We start from the raw sequence: 21,825 nt of genomic DNA, 5'->3' as shown, positions 1-21,825 counted from the left end.
GGCAATGTGCGTTGACACTTCAGAGGTACAAGTCGCAGCCTCGAGTGCGTGGAGTGTCAGAACTCCCGCTGAGATTGAGCCGACCGTTTACGGAGGGTCGGCACCACGTCATCTCGCCATGAGCTGACGCCCGATGCGGAAGGTCTGCGTCGGGAGGGCTGCGAATACAAGACCCGAAAGGGAAATAAGCGCACCGTCTCTCTCAGCACGGTTCTGAACCTCCCGACACCCCTCCCCAACCTCCGTTGGGGTAGGGCACATCACTGCACGTCCGGAGCTTCATCCAATGACCCAAACACCCCTGAAAGAAGGCTTCATCCCCGAAGCCGGCTACGCAATGCCCGAGGATGCCTACGACATCCTGGATCTTCTCGAATCCTCATTGCTCACCCTTGCAGCGCTCGCCACTCCGTACAACCACATAGATCCTCCCGAGCTAATCCTCTCCCGCACAGCCACCTCGGTCTGCCTGACCGAACTGGCGCAGCTCGCCATCCGCTTGAAGCGGCAGATGCATCGTTACCGCCTGCCGCTGCCTGTGGTCCACTGAAAGCCCGCGTTTCGAGCCGGGGCAGGGTCGAGGAGACCGGTTCGAGCACGCGATGTCAGGGCATCAACGCAAGGTCGAAGCACGACTTCACCCAAGGCGCGGCCCGCTCATCCTGCCAACCACACCACCGCGGCCACAAACCCCGCCGCTAGCAGCAGCGCCAACGCATAGGCCACCAGCCTTCCGCGCCACGTGCGCTTCGGCTTCCACTCCGTCCACGCCGTGTCCTTCTCCGGCCAGGCCTTGTAGTGGTCCACCGCCCGGCTGGCAATCGACAGCCCATATCCGCACGCCAACGCCACGAGCTTGCGCTCCCGGATGGACCCAAACGACATGCCGCGATCTCGTGATCGAGTGGCAAGCGTAAATCCATCCGGAGCCTGTCGGTGACGACAGAAAGCCGCCAATCGGCCGTCACTTGCCAACAAGGCGTTGCACCTCGAGCGCATCCGGCACCGCGAACCCCAGCGCGGTGTTGTCCAGGATCACCCACGGCGCTCGCCGCCCGGCCAGCTCGCGCACCTGCGCCGCCAGCCCGGCCAGCGCCTGTGCGGAATACTCGCTGTAGTACATGCGCGGCGATCCATGCCACCGCCAGTACTGCCAACGCGTGTCACCGCCGGGCAGTGCGGCCTCGGGCAGCCTGGCCGGATCCGCGGCAACGCGGGCAATCGCGTGTTGCCGCAGCAGCGCCTCGGCGCGTTCGCTGAACCAACTGGCATGGCGCGGCTCGCAGGCGACGGGTACCTGCGTACGTCGCCGCAACAGGCCGAAGAAGGTGGATGCTGGACGCCCTTCAAACGCAAGACTGGGCGGCAACTGCAGCAACAGGGCGCCCAACTTCTTCCCCAGCCCATCCGCCTGCTCCAGGAAGGCATCCAGCAGCGGGCCCGCGCGCTGCAGCGCGTGCTCATGCGAAATCGCCTGCGGCAGTTTCACCGCGAAGCGGAAGTCTGCCGGCACGCTGGCCGCCCAGCGTTCGTAGGTCTTGCGTTGGTGGGGGCGGTAAAACGAGGAATTGATTTCCACGGCGCTGAAACGCGTGGCATAGCGCGCCAGCATGCTCTCTCCCTCACCGAAGTGGTGGGCATGCTGGCGCGGCAGGGACCATCCGGCGGCGCCGACGCGGTGTGTGGGTGTTGGCATCGCGGCTTCCTGGTGAAGCGGCAATGTCGGACAACGCCCGTCTGGGTCATGCGAAGGTCGTTGATGGACTCAGCGCAACCACCCCAGGTCATCGGGCGATCCATCCGGATGCGCAAACCCGCGCACGCGGTTGACGCCGTCCGGGCATCCCACGCCCTGCGTATGCGCCGTCAGTGCGCCCGCTTGCCAGGTCACGCGTTCGCGGAAGCAGCTGCCCAGGGTGTCGTTGAAGTAGTGGCTGCGCGCGCCCTGCCAGTTGCTGTACGTGCCGTCGGCCAGCAGGCGGCGACCACCGGCGAAGTTCGCGTACACGCGGCTGGCATAGGCACCGGCCGGCCGCACGTGTGAACTCGTCCGGTGATCGCCTTGCTCGACCGAGGCCTGCGCACTGGTCAGGAAGGAATCATTGAGGCCGCCCGGCCCGGTGCCGCCGCTGGCGCGCAGGAACAGGGTGAGCGGGTAGTGGTAGCGATCGCGATCGAAGGCCAGCACGGTGCTGCCTTGCTGGCGCAGGGTGGTGCGCTCGGTCAGGCTGACGAGATCGGCGCGCTGTTCGTAGGTATGCGAGGGGTAGTTGTCGTAGCCGGTCAGGCGCACGTCCTGCGCATTGCTGAAGACCTGTTCCTGCTGCACGGTGGTGTCGACGCGGCCATGCGACGTGTTGACGTAGCCGGCGATCTCCCAGGCGCGGCGATAGCTGCGTGCCACCTGGCCGATCAGCGTCGTGCCCTCGATGCTCCAGTCGTTCTGCTCCGTGCTGGCCTGCACCGGCACGCCGTTTAAGCTGTTGCGCAGCACCGCCCCGGTGATCTGCGTGCTGCCCGCATCCAGGTGCAGCAACAAGGCCGCGGTGGAGTAGGTGCCGCGGAAGGATCCGCTCACATCGCCGTACTGCACTTCCAGGATATGCACGGAGCCATTGCTCAACAGCGCGGCGAACGGGGTCAGATCGACGCGGAACGGCATCAAGTTGATCGACTGCGGCGTCGGCACCGGCACGTCCACGCTGCGATGGAAGCGGATGTTGATGTCGCTGTTCAACCACGGATACAGCGGCGCGGTGCCCACCGCCTGGCCATCGAGGAAGACGATCACATCCTTGTATGCGCTGCCTGCGCAGCCCTGCGAATCAGGCTCGTAGGTGCCGTCGTTGTCGCCGGGCGCCAGCGGTGTCTGCACCAGCAGCGGCCAGTTGGTCGCGGCGTTGTCGGGTACGCAGGTGAACCAGAACGGCGGCAGTTGCGCGTACACGTCCAGGTAGGCGCGTTCGATGTTGCGCGGCAGGTTGTCCAGTTGCGCCGAGCCGTACGCCAGCGGCATCACCACGTCGGCGGTGCGCGCCACCGTCTGCGGCGTGGTGGCCGGGTAGAAAATCATGCGGCCGCTGGCGCGTGCGCCGTCTTCGCGATTGGGATCGCGATAGTAGCCATCGGTATCGCGCGCGAAGCCCGGGCGTGGCGTGCGCAGCAGCGGCGCGTACTCGGTGATGTCGCGCTCCACCCGCCAGCTGGGCTGGCCGGCATTGAACTGGGCGCCGCCGACGAACAGGCGCGTGGAAAACACCGGGTTGTGGCTGGCGTCGCCCAGCCCGATGGTGATGTTGGCGATGTGGGTGGTGCCGGGTCCGGCCAAGTCCACGCTCAGGATCACTTTGGCCCATGGCCAGGGACACGCTGCGGGCGGCGCGTAGGCGAATTCCGGTTCGTTCTCCGGCTCGGCGAAATAGCCGGTGCCCACGTCGCGGAACAGTTCCACCACGCAGGGCGTGACGCCCAGTCTTGGCACGCGCGGTTCCACCGACAGTCGATTCATCGGTGGCGCCGGCGCGGGCGCACTTTGCGCGTTGAGCGTGGCCACGTGCGAGAAGGCGGCAATCACCAGGCCGCAAACCACGACGGGAAGAGTCGAGCGCAACGACGGCAGATGCATGGCACACCTCGCGGAGCTGGCGCGCTCGACGGGCTGCGCAGCCGAGCGGGCGGCAAGTCTTCGCTCGTGCGGGTGATTAGCAGGTGACCAACCGGCGCTGCGCGCGGGCTGGATCGGCGCCGCGTGCGTGCTGGTCCGTCGTTGAGCAACTGTGAGCCAGTGAAAGGCGGCGATAGCGCGGTGTGCGAAGGAAGAAAATCCATTTTCCCGCCTGTCGGAATGTGGACACAAACTGGGTTACGCTGCGGACGTCCCCCGCAATTTGTTGCCCATGCGCGATTCCAGCTTGCACCTTTCGCCGCCGCGGGTCGCGGTGGTCGAGGATGAAGACGAACTGCGAGACCTGTTGGTTGACGATCTGAAGGCCAAGGGTTTCGTGGTGACCGGTGTCCCCAGCGCGGAGTCGCTGTACCGGCATATGAGTGTCCAGCCGCTGGATGTGGTGGTGCTCGACATCGGCCTGCCAGGCGAAAGCGGACTGGGCGTGGCCGCACACCTGCGCCAGCTGTCCTCGGTGGGCATCATCGTGCTGACCGCGCGCGGCGAGGCCAAGACCATGGCCCGGGCGCTGGCCGAGGGGGCGGATCTGTTCCTCAGCAAGCCGGTCGACTTCGATGTGCTGGCGGCCGGCATTGCCAACCTGCATAGGCGTCTGCGTGGGCCGGCAACGGCGGATGCCAATGCCGGCAGTCGTGCGTCCGGCCAGGGCTGGAAACTGATCGAAGGCGGCTGGACGCTGCAGACACCCAATGGCCAGACCCTGGCCTTGCAGGAAGCCGAGCGCGCCTTCCTGCAGTTGCTGTTCGCGCATCCGGGCAAGCCGGTGGCGCGCGAGACCCTGATTGCCGCGCAGACCAGACAGCCGCAGGACTTTGATCCGCATCGGCTGGAGGTGTTGCTGCATCGGCTGCGCACGCGTCTGAAGACGAGGACGGAGTTGGCGTTGCCCGTGCGGGCCGTGCGTGGCTCGGGCTACTTGATGGTGGTGGACGCCTCGGCGGAAAGCTGACCGGCTTCCAGCCCCTTCCCCCGCCTGCGGGGAAAGGCGGGGATGGGGGCAGACCGCGTGCGGGAGATCCTTTGAGAGCGAGAGTGAGCGCACGTCATTGACGTGACGAACTTCACATTACAAAATATAAACACCTGTGGTTCGGGCAGATGGTCTTCCTTTGTCCTCCGCAGTGGCGTCTGAGTTTTCGGGCGTCCTTCGCTTAGCCACCTCGAAGGTCCGGACACGCCGCGGCTGACCAGTCGCAGCGCTGGTCCGTTTTCGCGTGTGGTTCGGCCGCGTATTTGCGCGGCATACGGAACAGGGGAAAACCAGTGACCCAGCAGATGGCAACGGCGCCCGGCGCCGTGGGCGCGTTCGCGCGCGCGTGGAAAACGTGGACCGCGGCTTCGTCGCGTCCGTCAGTGATGCTGTCGCGCGTGCCCGCCGCACGCAGCGCCGTCGCCCGCTCGTTGCTCACCGGCGTGCTGTTCGCCGCCTTGCCGCTGTCCGCCTTCGCCGCGGATCTGCAGATCACCGATCTCTCCGACACCGACTACGACCCCACGCCGGCCGGTGGCCAAATCCGCTACAGCGTGACGATCGAGAACGGCGCCGCCGACACCGTCACCAACGCGGTCACCATTTTCGATTTGCCGGCCGGTACCACCGCCGGCACCCTGCCGGCCTACTGCAGCGCCGATGCCGTGGTGCCCACGCGCATCGTCTGCCTCAACGGCACCCTGGTGGGTACGCAGAGCGCCAGCGGTGAGCCGGTCACCTTCACCCTGGGCGTCAACACCACCGGCCATGCGCCGGGCACCATCAACATCCGTGGCGCCGTCGGCTTCGCCAACAACATTCCGGCCGCCACCACGCCGATCAGCAGCCTCACCAGCGCCGATCCGTTCTTCGTGGGCGATACCAACACCGCCAACAACCAGCGCGGCGAATCCACCACCCTGACCACCGCCGGTGATCTGCGCCTGAGCAAGACCGCCACGCCGGATCCGGTGGTCGGCGGCGCGATCATCACCTACCAGCTGACCGTGACCAACGACGGTCCCAGCGCTTCGTCCAACTTCAACGTGGTCGACACGCTGCCGGCCGCCACCAGCTACATCGCCGGCAGCTTCAACGGCGGCAGCGCATGGACCTTCGCGCGAGGCACCATGACCGCCACCCATGCCGGCACCTTGAACGTCGGCCAGAGCGCGAGCTTCACCTTCCAGGCGCGCGTCAACGCCGGCAGCGGCAACATCGTCAATGCCGCGGTGGTCAATCCGGTCGGCACGCCGGATTCCAACGCCGACAACAACGATGCCGAAGTGACCACGCCCGTGGTCCCCGGCGCCGACCTGGCGATGAGCAAGACGGTGGCGCCTGCGCCGGCGATTTCCGGCCAGCCGGTCACCTTTACCCTGACCGCACGCAACCTGGGTCCGAGCGCGGCGCAGAACGTCAGCTGGACCGATGCCTTGCCGGCAGGCTTCGTGATCACCGGCGGCACCCAGCCGGCGGCGTGGACCTGCAGCAACAACGCCGGCGCCACCGAGCGTAGCTGTACCCGCAACAGCGACATGCTCAACGGTGCGGTGGAAACCTTCACCATCGAGGCCACGGTGCCCGCCACCGGCGCCAACAGCAGCGGCAACGTCAGCAACAGCGCCACCATCACCTCCAGCACTGCGGATGCCAACAGCCCCACGCTGGGCACCAACAACAACACCGGCACGGTCAACTTCACCGTACTGGCCGACGGCGCGGATCTGACTCCGAGCAAGACCAAGACCCCCGAACTGGTGGCGATCTGGGACGGCATCGGCAGCGATGCCTACAGCCTGATGACCTCCACCATCACGGTGCACAACCAGGGCCCGCGTGCGACCACCGGCCAGGTGCAGATCGTCGATGAACTGGCTGCTGGCGAAGAGTTCATGTCCCACTCCAGCACCGGCGCATGGACCTGCACGGTCAACGCCGCCTATGCCGCGCCGCCGGCGCGCCAGCGCGTCACCTGCGATCTCAACTCCGGCGTCGTCGCCGTTGGCGGTACCAGCCCCAACCTGGTGCTGATCACCCGCGCGCGCGCGGCCGGCACCCTGACCAACCAGGTCTGCACCGGCGGCACCAATGGCTCGCTGGAACCGCTGACCGGCAACGGCGTCAACGTCGACCCGGTCGACAACAACGACTGCACCGGCGCCGGCACCCGTACCACCAACGAGCGCACGGACCTGCGCATCAGCAAGCGCACCAATGCGCCGGGCGACAGCGACAACGTGATGAGCGCCGGCGAAGACGAGGTGACCTACACCATCGTCATCAACAACGACGGCCCGGACGCCACCACCGGCGTGGTGATGAACGATCCCATCCCCGGTTACGTCCCCGGCCGCACCCGCATCGACTGGGTCAGCGTGCCGCCGGGTTGGGACTGCTTCGAGGGCAGCACGGTCATGTGCTCGTCCACCACCACCCTGCTGGGCGCGGGCGACAGCGTCACCATCGCCTTCACCGTGCGCCGCGCGCTGTTCGACAGCGCCGGTTTGGGCGCAAGCACCTGCGGTGGCGTACCGATCAACAACGCCTTCTGCAACACCGCCGGCGTGGGCATCGATGCCAGCGTTCCCGGTTCGGTCGGCGAGACCAACCCCAGCAACAACTCGGCGTCGGACTGGTTGCGCGTGGATCGCGTGGCCAACGTGCAGACCACCAGCAAGGCCATCACCTCGGCCGCCACCGGCCAGGCCGGTGTCAACACCACCTATGTGATGTCCTACCTCAACGAAGGTCCGTCGGCGGTGCCGGCGGTGCGCTTCCGCGACACCTTCTACCTGCCCGCCAACGACGCCGGCTTCGTGTTGATCTCGGCGATCCGCACCGGCGGTGGCACCACCACCTGCGTCGGCGCACCGGGTCCGGGCATCACCACCGCGCCCGCGGCCGGTGGCACGTCCTATGCCAACCCCACGCCGGGCACCGCGCCGATCACCATCACTTGTACGGCGCTGGACATGGCCAATGGCCAGACCGAAAGCCTGACCGTGGTGATTCGCCCCAACGTCAACGTGGGCAACACCGGTCGCCAGTTCACCAACGAGGCCGACTTCTTCCTCGATCGCAACAACGACGGCGTGGCCGATTCGGCCACCGGCAGCGACGCCAACGGCAGCTTCAACTACAACGTCGACTTCAGCGGCGGCGATGACAAGCGCAGCGCCACCCTGACCTTCGGCAGCGGCAGCGTCGATCTGATCACCAACAAGGTCGACACCGGCTTCACCGGCGGCATCGATCCGTTGGGCTTCGACGCCACCAACCTGGCCAACAACGCCATCACCTACCGCGTGACCGTGCGCAATGATGGTCCGTCGGTGGCCACCAACGTACGCATCAGCGACACCCTGACCCCGCGGCCCAACCGCACCGTGCGCTTCCTCGGTGCATCGGCGAGCACCAGCGGTTTCGATCCGGCCATGTGTACGGTGACCGGCGGCGCCAACCCGACCACCGGCGCGCCGCTGACCGTGGACTGCCCGATGCCGGGCGCCGGCTTCGGCAACAACATCGAAGGCGTGGTCGGTGCATTGCAGACCAGCACGATCTATCTGCGCTACCAGTACGAGTCGGCGCCGGGCGCTTCGGGCGATACGCTGGACAACTCGGCTACCGCCAGTGCGGCCGAAGCCGACACCAACCTGGAAAACAACACCGCCGACCAGGACACCACGATCCGCGCGCGCGCCGATCTGGCAGTCAGCAAGAGCGCCATGGTGATCGCGCCCGACGCCAATCCCGGCGTGGCCTTGCCGGCGGCGGTGACCAGCGTGTCGCTGCGCCAGCCGTTCTACTGGGTGGTGGAAGGCGTCAACAACGGTCCCGGTGCGAGCCTGTCGCGCGATCGCAGCGGCACCAATCCGCTCAATGGCACCGGTACGGTGATCGTCGATACGCTGCCGGCCGGCCTGGTCGTCACCGGCGACATCACCTGGCAGAAGATCGGCCCGGATCCGGGCGGCGATGAAGTGCCCAACGGCGTCGGCGTGTGCGCGCGCAATGGCGTCAACGTCACCTGCAACCTGGGTGACATGACCGTGACCGGCCGCGTGCGCATCATCGTGCCCGCGCGCTGGGATGCGTACCCCACCGGCGGCACCGCCAACAACACCGCCACGGTCAGCACCGAACAGGTCGACCCCAATCCGAACAACAACACGGTGACCGTGCCGTTGGCGGTGACGCGTTCGTCGCTGGCCGGCGTGGTGTTCCAGGATCGTGATCGCGCGGGCGCCAACGGCGGTACCCACCAGGGCGTGGGTACGGAACCGGGCATCGGCACCGTGCAGATCCGCCTGACCGGTACCGACGCCTATGGCAACGCGGTCAACCTGGTCGCCAACACGGTGGCCGCCGGCACCTACAGCTTCACCAATCTGTCGCCGGCCAACGCGGCCGGTTACACGCTGACGCAGACGCAACCGGCCGCCTACATCAACGGCCCGATCGATCCGCCCACCACCGGCCCGAATGCGCCGTCGCTGGGCGGCACTTACGCCGCCGGTTCGCCCAACTCCACTTACACCGCCATTCCGGTGGGCGTGGACCAGGCCGGCGTGCGCTACAACTTCCCGGAAGTGCGGCGCCCGTCGCTGGGTGGCTACGTTTACGTCGACACCAATTTCAGCAACGTGCGTGACGGCGCGGACACCGGCATTGCCGGCGCCACGGTGGAGCTGCTCAATGCCACCACCGGTGTGTTCATCACCAGCACCACGACCAATGGCAGCGGCGCCTACACCTTCACCAATCTGGATCCGTTGATCGTCTACACGCTGCGCGAAGTCTTGCCGGCCGGCAACTACCGCAACCGTCCGACCGCAGTGAACCCGGGCCTGATCGGCACCGTGGCCTGCACCAGTGGCTGCGTCCCGGGCACGGCGGTCAGCGGCGACGCCGCCACCACCGATCGCATCAGCACCATCGATCTGGGCAGTGGCCAGGACGGCACCGTATTCAACTTCGGCGAAGACGCCATCGCCGCGATCAGCGGCAGCGTCTATCTGGATCGCAACCGCAACGGCGACTTCGACATCGCCGACGCCGGCACCGTCAACTCGCAGCCCAATGGCGGCCTGCGCAACGTCACCGTCACCCTCAACGGCGCGGGTGCCGACGGCATCTTCGGCAATGGCGATGATCCGCTGCCGGTGTCGGTGCAGACCGACGCCAATGGCGCCTACCAGTTCACCGATCTGGTGGTGGGTCAGAACTATCTGATCACCGAAAGCCAGCCCGACGGTTACGGCAACGGCGTCGAGAACGCCAGCAACGCCATCAATGTCACCACGCTGCCCGCCGCCGGCGTCACCGGTCGCGACTTCGGCGAAGTGCTGGGCTCGCTGGCCGGCTTCGTGTACGAGGATTTCTCGAGCACCGCCGCCAACAACAACAACGGTGCGTTCAACAGCGGCGAGAATCCGATCGCCGGCGTCACGGTCACCCTGACCGGCACGGACCTGCTTGGCAACCCGGTCAACGTGGTGCGCCAGACCACGGGCACGGGCGCGTACGTGTTTGACGATCTGCTGCCGCCGTTGGCCGCCACGACGTACACGATCACCGAGACGCAGCCCACCGGCTACCTCGACGGTCGCCACACCGCCGGCAACGCCGCCACGCCGGGTGGCACCAGCACCGCCAATGTGATCGACGGCATCGTCATCTCTGCGGGCCAGCAGGCCACCGGCTATCTGTTCGGCGAACTGGCCAACGCGATCATCAGCGGCACGGTCTACCTGGATCGCAACGACAACGGCGACCAGGACGGCACCGACGTGGGCATTGCCGGCGTCACCGTGACGATCCAGGGCGCGGGCCCGGATGGCATCCATGGCAACGGCGATGATCCGGCGCCCGTGGTGCTGATCACCGATGCCAATGGTGGCTACAGCTACGGCGGCGCGATCGCCGGCCAGGACTACCGCATCACCGAAACCCAGCCCACCGGCCTGGCCAACGGTGAGGAAAACACCAACAACCTGATCGAACTGGTCAACCTGCCGGCCACCGGTTCAAGCGACAACAACTTCGGCGAACTGGCCTCGGCCATTGCCGGCCGGGTCTGGCTGGACGCCAACAACAACGGCCTGATCGACGGCACCGAAACCGGCATTGCCGGTGTCAGCCTCAGTCTGCCGGCCGGCACCCTGGACGCGGTGGGCAACCCCGTCGCTGCGGTGACCACCGACGCCAACGGCAACTATCGCTTCAATGATCTGCTCGGCGGCACCTACACCGTCACCCAGCAGACCGCGCAGCCCGTGGTCGGCGGCATCACGACGCTCAATGGCATCACCGTGGCCGGCGTCATCGGCACCGTCAGCACGGGCACCGCCACCGGCGTGGCCGTTGTCCCCAGCGCAGTCAGCGGCATCGTGCTGCCGGGCGGCGCCGCCTCGGTGCAGAACAACTTCGGCGAAACCCTGGGCGTGACGCTGGGCGGCCGCGTGTTCTTCGACGCCAACAACGACGGCGCGCAGAGCGGCGCTTCGGAAGCCGGCATCGTCGGCGTGACCATCAACCTGAGCGGCACCGATGACACCGGCGCTTCGGTCACCCTGAGCACCACCACCAATGCCGATGGCGAGTTCCAGTTCAACGGTCTGCGTCCGGGCACCTACACGGTCACCGAACCGAACCAGCCCACCGGCACCAGCAACGGCCAGACCGTGGCCGGCACCGTCGCGGGCGCGTCCTCGGGTACCGCCACGCCCATCACCACCGTGCCCAGCGCGATCAGCACGATCGATCTGCGCACCCCGGGCAGCGCCTCGATCGACAACCTGTTCGGCGAAATTCCGCTCAACAGCGCGATCAGCGGGCGCGTCTGGGCCGATGCCAACAATGACGGCGTGATCGATACCGGCGAGCAGGGCATCGCCAACGTCACCGTGCGCCTGAGCGGCACCGACCTGGCCGGCAACACGATCACCCGTGACGTGACCACCCAGGCCGATGGCAGCTATGCCTTCACCGAGCTGCCTCCGGGTACTTACGTCATCACCGAACCCGACCAGCCCACCGGCACGCTCAACGGCATCACCGTGCCGGGCAGCGCAGGCGGCACCGCCACCGCGGTGACCACCACGCCGTCGGCGATCAGCGCCGTGGTACTGGGCGTGGCCGAAGAAGCCACCGCCAACAACTTCGGCGAGATTCCCTCGGGCAGCATCAGCGGCCGCGTCTACAACGACGGCAACAACAACGGCGTGATCGACAGCGGCGAAGGCGGCTTCGCCAATGTGCCGGTGCGCCTGACCGGCTTCAATGATCTGGGCGAAACCATCAACGTCACGGTCAATACCGACAGCGAAGGCCGCTACCGCTTCGACGATCTGCGTCCGGGCATCTACGGCGTGACCGAAACCGTGCAGCCGCCGGAAACCCTCAACGGCATCACCAGCGCCGGCACCATCGATGGCGTCAGCACCGGCATTGCCACGCCGGTGGAGACCACGCCGTCGGCGATCAACGCGATCACCCTGCCTACCGGCGGCCAGTCGATCGACAACAACTTCGGCGAGATCGGCGATTCGCCGGACCTGGTGGTCAGCAAGGCCGCCACGCCGACCACGTTCACCGTCAACAACGACGCGCGTTACACCGTGCGCGTGCGCAACATCGGCCAGCAGCCGACCGCGGGCGAGTACGTGGTGGAAGATCGCCTGCCGGCCGGCATCACCCTGGCCGCCACGCCCACCGGCAACGGTTGGATCTGCGTCGGCAACCCGGGCGAGAGCCGCTTCAGCTGCCGCAACAGCACGGTGATCGCGGCCGGCGCCACCCTGGCCGACACGATCATCGCGCAGGTGCGCGTGGCGGCCAGCGCCGCCACCGGCACGCCGGTCAACAACGCGGTCATCGTGCAGGGCGGCGGCGAGAACCCGTTCCGCACGCCGACCACCGAAGAGCGCAGCGATTTCGAAGGCAACACCGGCGATCTGCCGGTCTGCGATCCGGCGATCAGCCAGAACGCCTGCCGTCTGCCGACCGCGGTGCAGTTGTCGGCCTCGGTGTCGGGCACGGTGTGGTACGACCTGGGCAGCGACTACGGTCACCTGGACGGCGGTGATCGCCGCCTGGCCGGCTGGAACGTGGAAGTGGTGAACGCCGACGGCCAGATTGTCGGCACCGCCAGCACCGCCGCCGATGGTTCGTACTCGGTCGCCGATCAGGTGCCGGGCGTGCCGCTGCAGATCCGTTTCCGTTATCCCAACACCGGCGTGATCTGGGGTTGGCCGGTCAATGGCGAAACCGCCGGCAGTGCACCGGCCGTGTGCGACGCCAGCAATGCGATTGCCAATGGCACCGCCAGCTCGTGCGTGAGCACCGAAGGCAACAGCACCCACCTGGCCGTGATCCTGGCGGCGGGCGCCAACCTGCCGCAGCAAAGCCTGCCGCTCAATCCGGGTGGCGTGGTGTATGACGCGATCACGCGCAACCCGGTGCCGGGTTCGCGGGTGACCCTGTCGCCGGTGGGCAGCTGCCCGGCCTACGCGCCGGAGCAGCATCTGCTCAACACCAGCCTGGGCGGCTACACCATCGAAGGCACCTCGGTGTCGATGACCGTCGGCAACGAAGGCTTCTATCAGTTCCTGATGGCGCCGAGCGCGCCGGCCACCTGCCGCTTCTCGATCGTGGTGGTGCCGCCGGCCGGTTATGGCTTCCAGTCCGGGATGATCCCGGCGGAAACCACACCGCTGGTGCCGGCCGCCACGCCGGGCGTGGGCCAGCCGGTGCAGCCCAATGCCACCGCGCCGACCGGCCCGGTCGGGCCGGCCACCACCTACTACCTGGAGACCGATCTCGGTTCTTCGGTCGCCACCCCGGTGCACAACCACATCCCGCTGGATCCGCAGATCGCACCGGGCCTGGTGATCACCAAGGTCGGCGATCGCAAGACCGTGGAAGTGGGCGACAGCCTGGTCTACACCATCACCATCCGCCAGACCGCGGGTGAGTCGCTGGCCACGGTCAACGTGATCGACCGCCTGCCGCGCGGCTTCACCTACATCGACGGCACCGCGCGCCTGGATGGCGCCGGTATCGCCAACCCGCGTGGCAAGCCGGGTCCGGTGCTGGTGTTCGACGTCGGCTCGCTGGCGGTGGGTGCACAGAAGACCCTGAGCTACCGCGTCCGCGTGGGCGTGGGCAGCCAGCAGGGCGACGGCATCAACCGTGCGCGCGCCCATGGCTGTTCGATTGACGGTGGTTGCGTGGATGACAGCACGCTCACGCCGTACACCCACGGCGGCGTGGTCAGCTCCAACCCGGCCGAATACCGCGTGATCATCACCGGTGGCGTGTTCACCGACGAAGGTTGCGTGCTCGGCAAGATCTTCGTCGACTGCAACGTCAACCACGTGCAGGACAGCGAAGAGCTGGGCATCCCCGGCGTGCGCATGTACTTCGAGGACGGCACCTGGTTGATCAGCGATTCGGAAGGCAAGTACAGCTACTGCGGCCTGCCGCCGAAGAGCCATACGCTGAAGGTCGATGCCTCCACGCTGCCGGTCGGCTCGCGCCTGACCACCAGCAGCAACCGCAACCTGGGCGATGCCGACAGCCTCTTCATCGATTTGAAGAACGGCGAGCTGCATCGCGCCGACTTCATCGAGGGCAGCTGTTCCAACCCGGTGATCGAGCAGGTCAAGGCACGCCGCACGCAGGGTGAGGTGCGCGCACCGGAAACCGAACGTGGGCAGCCGCCGCTGCGCTTCGAGAGCAAGCCGCAACGCTCGCCGCAGCAGGGCACCGACTCGGCCAAGCAACAGCCGATCGTCGACCCGAGGCCGACCACGCCGGATGCGGACGCAGGCCAGGAGGTGCAGCCATGAGCCGCACCTTCCTCTGCCCCTCGTCCTTGCCGGAAGCCTCGCCCATGCGTGTCACCTCAGCGCGTGCTGCCCGCCAGCACGTGATCCGCTCTCCGCTGCATCCCTTGGCGCTGGCCTTGCTGGTGGCCTGTGTGCCGGCCACGCTGCAGGCGCAGACCGTCTCCGGTGATCAACGCTTCACCCCGGTGCTGGGCCAGGCCACCCCGCTGTATCCGCAATCGACCACCACCACCAGCCGCGACAACGGTGCGCAGCCGCTGTTCGCGCAGCCGGGCAATGTCGACTACCGCATCAATGCCGGTGTCGATCGCGTGGTGGTGGAAGTGGATCGCGACGGCGTGCCGGCCGATGGCCAGTCGCCGGTGCATGTGGTGGTGCAGCTGTTCAACGCCGACGGCACGCCGATACAGGGCGATGCCTTTGCCACCATCGAGAACAGCGGTGGCCGCATCAAGCTGATGGACGGACGCACCGACGAGTTCGGTCCCGGCCAGCTCGACGCCGACAAGGCCACGCCCGGCGTGCAGTTGCCGGTGCGCAACGGCCGCGCCGAGTTCGACCTGCTGGCCCCGCATGATCCGCAGGACGTGTTGCTGCGGGTCACCGCCGGTGGCCAGAGCGCCGAAGGCGTGATCGGCTTCGTCCCGGAAATGCGCGACATGATCGCCACCGGCCTGCTGGAAGGCGTGATCAACTTCCGCCGCAACGGCAGCGGCCTGCTCAACACCAGCCAGCAGGGCGACGGCTTCGAGCGCGAAATCCGCCGCTGGGAAAAGCAGTTCAACAACGGCAAGGCCAACGGCGCCGCGCGCGCCGCGTTCTTCGTCAAGGGCACGATCCAGGGCAAGTACCTGCTGACTGCCGCCTACGACTCGGACAAGGAAGTGCGGGGCCGCCTGCTGCGTGACATCCAGCCGGAAGAGTTCTACCCGGTGTACGGAGATGCCTCGATGCGTGGCTTCGATGCGCGTTCGGCCGAGCGTCTGTATGTGCGCGTGGATCAGGACCGCAGCTACCTGCTGTACGGCGACTTCCAGACCGGCGACAACATCACCACCACCACCGGCGTGGATTTCGGCAGCCGTGCCGCGCAGCGCGTGCTCGGCACCTACAACCGCACCGCCACCGGCCTGGGCTGGCATTTCGAGAACGAGCGCGTGCGCGGCAATGTCTTCGCCGTCGAGGACTCGCTGCGCCAGGTGATCGAAGAACTGCCGGCCTCCGGCAGCGGTCCCTACGGCCTGCGCAACAACGCAGTGCTGGAAGGCAGCGAGCGGGTGGAAGTGATCGTGCGCGATCGCGACCAGCCTTCGCGCATCGTCTCGGTGCGGCCACTGGGGCGACTGGTGGACTACAGCTTCGAGCCGTTCTCCGGCCGCATCCTGCTGGCCAGCTTCCTGCCGTCGTTCGACTCGGATCTCAATCCGGTCTCGCTGCGCATCACCTACGAACTGGATCAGGGCACCGAGAAGTTCCTGGTACTGGGCGCGGATGCGCAGTTGCGCCTGGGCGAGAACGGCGAAGTCGGCGGCTCGGTGGTGGATGATCGCAATCCCTTCGCCGAGTTCCAGATGGGCAGCGCCAACGTCGGCTATCGCCTGGGCGAGAACACCTGGCTGGTCGCTGAAGCCGCGCGCACGCGCAGCGAGGTCAACACCAACTCGATCAACCAGTACGGCACGCCCGCATTGCAGGGCCTGAGCGGCTTGGTCGAAGGCGACGCCTGGCGGGTGGAACTGGGCCATGCCGGCGCCGCGTTCGACTTCAAGGCCTTCGCCGGCCAGTCGGATCCGGCGTTCAACAACCAGGCCTCGCCGCTGTACGGCGGCCGTGGCGAATACAGCCTGAGCACGCGCTATCGCTTGAACGAGCGCTTCGAGCTGTACGCCGAAGCGCTGCGCAGCGAAGACCGCAACCCCGATGGCGGCGAACGCGAGTCGGCCAGCGCCGGCACCCGGGTCAAGGTCACCGACAAGCTGACCCTGGACTTCGGCTACCGCGCGATCCGCGAGACCGTCGGCGCGTACTACACCTGGGCGACCAACAGCGGCTACGGCAACATCGGCGGCCTGTCCGGCGGTTACGCCACCGGCGCCGGCGGTGGTGCGTTGGGCTATGGCCAGCAGCCGCTGGATCCGTCCACCGGCCTGCCGATCATCCAGAACGGTACGAGCAACGACGTCGCCAGCGGTTTGCCGGTGGGCACCGAGTTGTCTTCGGACATGCTGCGCTTCGGCCTGGGTTATCGCGCCAGCGATCGCCTGAGCCTGGGCGGCGAAGTGGAGCAGGACATCCACGGCGAGGATCGCAACCGGGTTGCGCTGGGCGCCGACTTCCAGCTGCGCGAACGCAGCCGCCTGTACGGCCGCTACGAAAAGCAGACCGGCATCAGCGGCGTCAACGGCCTGACCCAGGATGGCCGCGAGGCCAACACCCTGGCGGTGGGCGTGGACACCAGCTTCCTGCGCGACACCACGCTGTTCTCCGAGTACCGCCTGCGCGATGCCATTGCCGGCCGCGACATCCAGGCCGCCTCGGGCGTGCGCAATCGCTGGGACATCAGCGAAGGCCTGCGCCTGGACACCTCGCTGGAGCACACCAACGTGATCAGCGGCAATGTCGGTGATTCCACCGGTGCGGGCGTGGGCCTGGACTACAGCGCCAACCCGCTGTGGCGCGGCAGCATGCGGCTGGAACACCGCATCTCCGACGATATCGAGCGCACCCCGACCAACGAGGGTTACCACACCACGCTGCTGCAGTTCCTGGCCGCACGCAAGCTCAACCGCGACTGGACCGTGCTGGCCCGCAACTACCTGCTGCGCACGGTGTACGAAGCGCGCGGCGACGTGTTGCAGGATCGCTTCCAGATCGGTGCGGCTTACCGCGATACCGACACCAACCGCATCAACGCCCTGGCCCGCTACGAGTACAAGCTGGAGAAGGACGAGAGCGGCATGGACAGCGGCGGCTTCGGTTCGGATACCGGCCAGGAAGTACGCACCGCCGCGCACATCGTGTCCGCGCATGCCGACTGGCATCCGTCGCGGCCGTGGTGGCTGACCGGTCGCGTCGCTGCGAAGTGGCAGAAGGATCGCTTCGTCTACGCCGATACCGGCAGCGTCGATGACGACTTCAATGCGGTGCTGTTGTCCGGCCGCGTGGTCTACGACGTCACCGAGAACTGGGACATCGGCGTGCTGGCTTCCACCTTCCGTGGCCAGGACGGCGCCAACCAGTACGCGTTCGGCGTGGAAGTGGGCCGGCTGCTGCGGCAGAACCTGTGGCTGTCGGTGGGCTACAACGCCACCGGTTTCCGCGGCGACACCGATCTGACCGGCTACGAGTACACCCAGCAGGGCGCCTTCATCCGCCTGCGATTCAAGTTCGACGAAGACCTTTTCATCCGCGAAGACGCCCGTTACCGCGACCCGGTGCGCGCAGGAGCCACGCCATGATCAAACAGCCCTCCCATCTGCTCGCCGCCGCGTTGCTGGCCGCACTTGCTTTCGGCGCGCAGGCGCAGCAGACCCAGTTGAACGCGCCGAAGAATCGCGTGACCGACGAGGCCATCCACGCCGATCTGTCCGGCTACGAAGCCACCCAGGGCCGCATCCAGGCCTTGAACGACGGCGGCCGGCCGGTGCGCGATTACCACCTGTCCAAGGCGCAATGCTGGCTGGACGTGTCCTTCCACGAATACACCCGCAACGATCGCAGCGCCTTCCCGCAGGAAGCGCTGACCGAGTCGGAAAAGCTGATCGTGGGCATGGAGCAGGGCGTGGAGCCGCTGCCCACCGACACCCCGCTGGTCAACAACGCGGCGCGCGTGCGCGAGGATCTGTGGAAGCGCTTTGCCGCCCTCCACGGCACCCCCGGCTTTGTCTGCGCGCAACAGGCCGTGGCCTGCGGCGAAGTGGAACTGGTGCACGCCGGCAACGAGTACAACCAGCAGCAGTGGCGCCACGCCAAGCCCTACATCCAGATTGCCGAAGACTGGGTGAGTGATGCCGAGTCGCTGGCGCGCACCTGCGGCGTGGCGCCGGCCGGCCTGGCCGCGGCCGCGCCGGTGGAGCCGGTGCTGACCGCCAACGTGTTGTTCGAGTTTGATCGTTCGGGCCCGAAGGACATCCGCGCCTATTCGATCACCAGCCTGGATCGCGAACTGGGCCGCCTGCAGCAGGAAGGCCTGGTGCTGACCCGGGTGGAGCTGGTCGGCCATGCCGATCGCCTGCAAGGCCGCGGCCATGACTACAACCAGGCGCTGTCGGAGAAGCGTGCGCAGACCGTACGCGCGCTGCTGCAGGCGCGTGGTGTGGATGCGGGCGTGATCGAGTACACCTTCAAGGGCGACAGCGAGCAGGTGCAGACCTGCGAGGGCGTCAAGCCTGGTCCGACCCTGAAGGAATGCCTGATCCCCAACCGTCGCGTCGAAGTCCGCCTGCACGCGCAGCCGCAGGCAGGCGCGCGCTGAGGCAAGGCCTGCCTATAATCCGGCGTCATGCCAGGAGGGCGCCGGTAGGGGCAGCGGATTCCCCCGTAATCCGAGAGCGAATGCATGAGTGACGGTGATCTGTCAGTCGCCCGCCCCTGGCGGGTTGCGTTGTCCCGGCTGGGAGGCGCGGCGGCCTTGCTGTGGCGCGGGCCGCTGGCCTGGTTGCGGCGGGTGCCCATCGACGATCCGGTGGATCGGCGCAACGCGCCGATGCTGCAGTTGATATCCCTGTTGCTGGCTGTATTGCCGGCATTGGCCTGGCTATACCGGGCGGTGGTCGTCGACATCCCCTGGCGCCCGGGCGAAGTCTTGAGCATGGCCATGGGCCTGACGGTCTGCGCCGCCGCCGCCGCCAGTTTCGGACTGATCCGTTACGGCCGTTTTGCCTGGGCCTCGCGCCTGCTGTTGCTGGCGTTCGCCATCACGATCATTCCCGCGTATCTGTCCACCGGCTTCGGCGCGCAACGTTTCGAGCAGCCGGTGCTGGTGATCTGGATGGCGGTGGCCGGACTGGTGGTGGGGCGCGCGGCCTTGTGGTTGATGTTCGCCACCGTGGTGGTGGCGTTCCTGGCCGGCGCCAATGTCGATGTGGCGATCCAGGGCGAGGCCGCGGCGATTTACGCCGATGCCGTCTTCAGCATCGCCATGTTCCTGATGATCGCCATCGTGCTGGATCGCAGTGCCTCGGCCCTGCGCCACAGCCTGCGCGAGGCCAACGAACGCGGCGACCAGCTGGCGCTGAGCAACCAGCACCTGCGCCACGAGATCAGCAAGCGCGAGCAGGCGCAGGAACAGCTGGTGCATTCGCAGAAGGTGGAAGCGGTCGGACGCCTGGCGGCCGGTGCCGCGCACGACTTCGGCAACCTGATGGCGATCATCACCGGCTACCTGCGCAAAGGCCTGCGCGCCGACTCGCTGGATGACGTGCGCCACACTTTGTCCGGCATCGACGCCGCCGCGCGCCGCGCCACCCTGGTCACCCACAAGCTGCTGGCGCTGGCGCGCGAGGATCAGGAGCCGGAGCAGGCCGAAGTCTTCGACCCGGTGCAGGTATTGCTGGAACTGCAGCCGCTGCTGCGCCAGCTGTTCAACCCGGACGTGCATATCGACTATCGCCTGCCCGCGGTCTTGCCGGGCGTGCGCATGGACCGCCAGCGCTTCGAACTGATGGTGCTCAACATCGCCGCCAATGCCGACCACGCGATGGCCGAGGGTGGGGTGTTCATGGTCCAGGCCGAGTCGTTGCCGGGCGAGGCGGAAGTGGCGCTGAGTTTCCGCGATACCGGCAGTGGCATGGGACCCGAGGTGCTGCTGCGCGTGTTCGATCCGTTCTTCACCACCAAGCCCAAAGGGCAGGGCACCGGTCTGGGGCTGTCGGTGGTGCGCGATCTGGTGGTCAAGGCCGGCGGCGAGATCACCGCCTCCAGTTCGTTGGGCCACGGCACCCGTTTCAGCGTGCATCTGCCGGTGGTGGCGTGACGAACTAACAATGGTGCGGGCGTGCTTCGCACGTCCCCGCCCATGTGCAAGGCTGTGCCGCCGGCGCCGACAGGCGCTGGCCTGAAACGGGGCATTCGCCCCGCCTGCGCAGGAGCCCGGCGATGGACAAGGAACTGGTTTACGTACTTTTCGTCTGCGGCCTGCTGATCGTGCCGCGCTGGCTGCAACGCTTTCGCATTCCCGCCCCGCTGGCCTGCTTTGTCGGCGGGATGGTGGTGGCCTGGCTGCTGCCGGGCGAGTCGAGCGGCTTGATCCACTTTGCCGCCGTGCTGGGTATCGCCTCGCTGTTCCTGTTCGCCGGGCTGGAAGTGAACCTGGCCGAGTTGTTCGCCCATCGCGGTCCGCTGCTGCGCTATCTGGCGGTGCGCAGCGTGACGATCGGGGTGACGGCGTGGCTGGCGGCCACCTTCCTGGGCCTGGCCTGGCAGCCGGCGCTGCTGATCGCCCTGGCACTGCTCACCTCATCCACCGGCTTCATCATCGACTCGCTGGATCGCTTCGCGATGAGCGCGCAGGAGCGTTTCTGGGTGACCAACAAGGCCATCTCCGGCGAGTTGCTGGCGCTGGCCTGCATGTTCGTGGCCTTGCAGAGTGACAGCGCGGTGTCGATGGCCACCGGCACCGGCACGCTGGTGGCGCTGGTGGTGGCGGTGCCGCTGGCTTACCTGGCGATGGCGCGCTGGATATTGCCGCATGCGCCGGGCGCGGAGTTCTCGCTGTTGATCCAGATCGGCATCGTCGCCGCCTTCATCACCGATCGGCTGGGCGTGGAGTACCTGCTGGGCGCGTTCATCGCCGGCCTGGCGGCACGCCAGCTGGACCAGCGGCTGCCGGCCTTTGCCAGCGAGCGCAATGTCACCGCGATCAAGCTGTTCTCCAGCTTCTTCGTGCCGTTCTACTTCTTCCGCAATGGCGCGCAGGTGCCGTGGTCGGCGTTCAACCTGCAGTCGCTGCTGATTGGCCTGGCGTTGTCGCTGCTGATTCCGCTGCGCATCGGCGCGGTGTGGTGGCAGCTGCGTCTGCAGGGCTTGCCGGCGGCGTCCTGCCGGCGCATCGCGATTTCGCTGACGCCGACGCTGATCTTCACCCTGGTACTGGCGCATATCCTGCACGAGCACTTCCAGCTGTCGGATGGCTGGTATGCGGGTCTATTGATCTACGCGGGCTTGAACACCTTGTTGCCGTCACTGCTGCTGAAGACGGGATTCGATCTGGCGATGGCGCCCGGCCAGGCCGGCGATACCGAGGCGCAGCCCGAGTCGCCTCCCGTGCAGACAAGCTGACGGCCGGCGACGCAGCGCGCCGCCGGCCGTATTGC

At 67.2% G+C, this 21,825-nt stretch carries 9 protein-coding genes and 1 pseudogene; 7 read left to right on the top strand and 3 right to left on the bottom strand.

The genetic code is table 11. The features are described 5' to 3' along the window. Positions 1-286: 286 nt before the first annotated feature. Entirely contained in the window at positions 287-550 is a 264-nt protein-coding gene (locus B5X78_RS07715; RefSeq protein ID WP_079723838.1) for a hypothetical protein, read from the top strand. Between the two features lie 107 nt (positions 551-657). Here B5X78_RS07715 and B5X78_RS07710 read toward each other — a convergent pair whose 3' ends face one another. The 3 genes from B5X78_RS07710 to B5X78_RS07700 form a co-directional block, all read right to left on the bottom strand. Next, positions 658-885, bottom strand: coding sequence for a hypothetical protein (locus B5X78_RS07710; RefSeq protein ID WP_079723837.1), 228 nt, complete (start codon positions 883-885; stop codon positions 658-660). A 79-nt stretch (positions 886-964) separates the two neighbouring features. Beyond that, the gene (locus B5X78_RS07705; protein WP_079723836.1) at positions 965-1,696 is read right to left on the bottom strand and encodes a DUF72 domain-containing protein; all 732 of its coding nucleotides are present in this window, start codon (positions 1,694-1,696) and stop codon (positions 965-967) included. Positions 1,697-1,765: 69 nt separating this feature from the next. Then, complete coding sequence (locus B5X78_RS07700) at positions 1,766-3,625, bottom strand: hypothetical protein (RefSeq protein WP_139381452.1); 1,860 nt, start codon at positions 3,623-3,625, stop codon at positions 1,766-1,768. A gap of 271 nt (positions 3,626-3,896) precedes the next feature. Between B5X78_RS07700 and B5X78_RS07695 the strand changes: the two are divergent. From B5X78_RS07695 to B5X78_RS07670, 6 genes and pseudogenes are all read left to right on the top strand, one after another. Beyond that, positions 3,897-4,544, top strand: a pseudogene (locus B5X78_RS07695) (response regulator transcription factor); the annotation flags it as partial. Between the two features lie 404 nt (positions 4,545-4,948). After that, complete coding sequence (locus tag B5X78_RS07690) at positions 4,949-14,512, top strand: SdrD B-like domain-containing protein (RefSeq protein ID WP_079723833.1); 9,564 nt, start codon at positions 4,949-4,951, stop codon at positions 14,510-14,512. Then, a complete protein-coding gene (locus B5X78_RS07685; RefSeq protein WP_139381451.1) occupies positions 14,509-17,970 on the top strand; it encodes a TonB-dependent receptor in 3,462 nt (1,153 codons plus the stop codon). The genes B5X78_RS07690 and B5X78_RS07685 overlap by 4 nt, the downstream gene beginning before the upstream one ends. Continuing rightward, the gene (locus B5X78_RS07680; RefSeq protein WP_079723831.1) at positions 17,967-18,986 is read left to right on the top strand and encodes an OmpA family protein; all 1,020 of its coding nucleotides are present in this window, start codon (positions 17,967-17,969) and stop codon (positions 18,984-18,986) included. Before B5X78_RS07685 ends, B5X78_RS07680 begins: the two co-directional genes overlap by 4 nt. Positions 18,987-19,070: 84 nt before the next feature. Next, complete coding sequence (locus B5X78_RS07675) at positions 19,071-20,486, top strand: sensor histidine kinase (protein WP_139381450.1); 1,416 nt, start codon at positions 19,071-19,073, stop codon at positions 20,484-20,486. 122 nt (positions 20,487-20,608) lie between these two features. Continuing rightward, entirely contained in the window at positions 20,609-21,790 is a 1,182-nt protein-coding gene (locus B5X78_RS07670) for a cation:proton antiporter (RefSeq protein ID WP_079723829.1), read from the top strand. Positions 21,791-21,825 lie beyond the last annotated feature (35 nt).

The sequence above is a fragment of the Pseudoxanthomonas indica genome, assembly GCF_900167565.1.
Classification (GTDB): Bacteria; Pseudomonadota; Gammaproteobacteria; order Xanthomonadales; family Xanthomonadaceae; genus Pseudoxanthomonas_A; species Pseudoxanthomonas_A indica.
Note: the sequence above shows the minus strand (reverse complement) of the source record. Positions and strands in the feature narration are given on the sequence as shown.

Coding starts and splice junctions, on each gene's coding strand:
- B5X78_RS07715 (WP_079723838.1), top strand. CDS start 287: ATGACCCAAACACCCCTGAAAGAAGGCTTCATCCCCGAAGCCGGCTAC.
- B5X78_RS07710 (WP_079723837.1), bottom strand. CDS start 885: ATGTCGTTTGGGTCCATCCGGGAGCGCAAGCTCGTGGCGTTGGCGTGC.
- B5X78_RS07705 (WP_079723836.1), bottom strand. CDS start 1,696: ATGCCAACACCCACACACCGCGTCGGCGCCGCCGGATGGTCCCTGCCG.
- B5X78_RS07700 (WP_139381452.1), bottom strand. CDS start 3,625: ATGCATCTGCCGTCGTTGCGCTCGACTCTTCCCGTCGTGGTTTGCGGC.
- B5X78_RS07685 (WP_139381451.1), top strand. CDS start 14,509: ATGAGCCGCACCTTCCTCTGCCCCTCGTCCTTGCCGGAAGCCTCGCCC.
- B5X78_RS07680 (WP_079723831.1), top strand. CDS start 17,967: ATGATCAAACAGCCCTCCCATCTGCTCGCCGCCGCGTTGCTGGCCGCA.
- B5X78_RS07675 (WP_139381450.1), top strand. CDS start 19,071: ATGAGTGACGGTGATCTGTCAGTCGCCCGCCCCTGGCGGGTTGCGTTG.
- B5X78_RS07670 (WP_079723829.1), top strand. CDS start 20,609: ATGGACAAGGAACTGGTTTACGTACTTTTCGTCTGCGGCCTGCTGATC.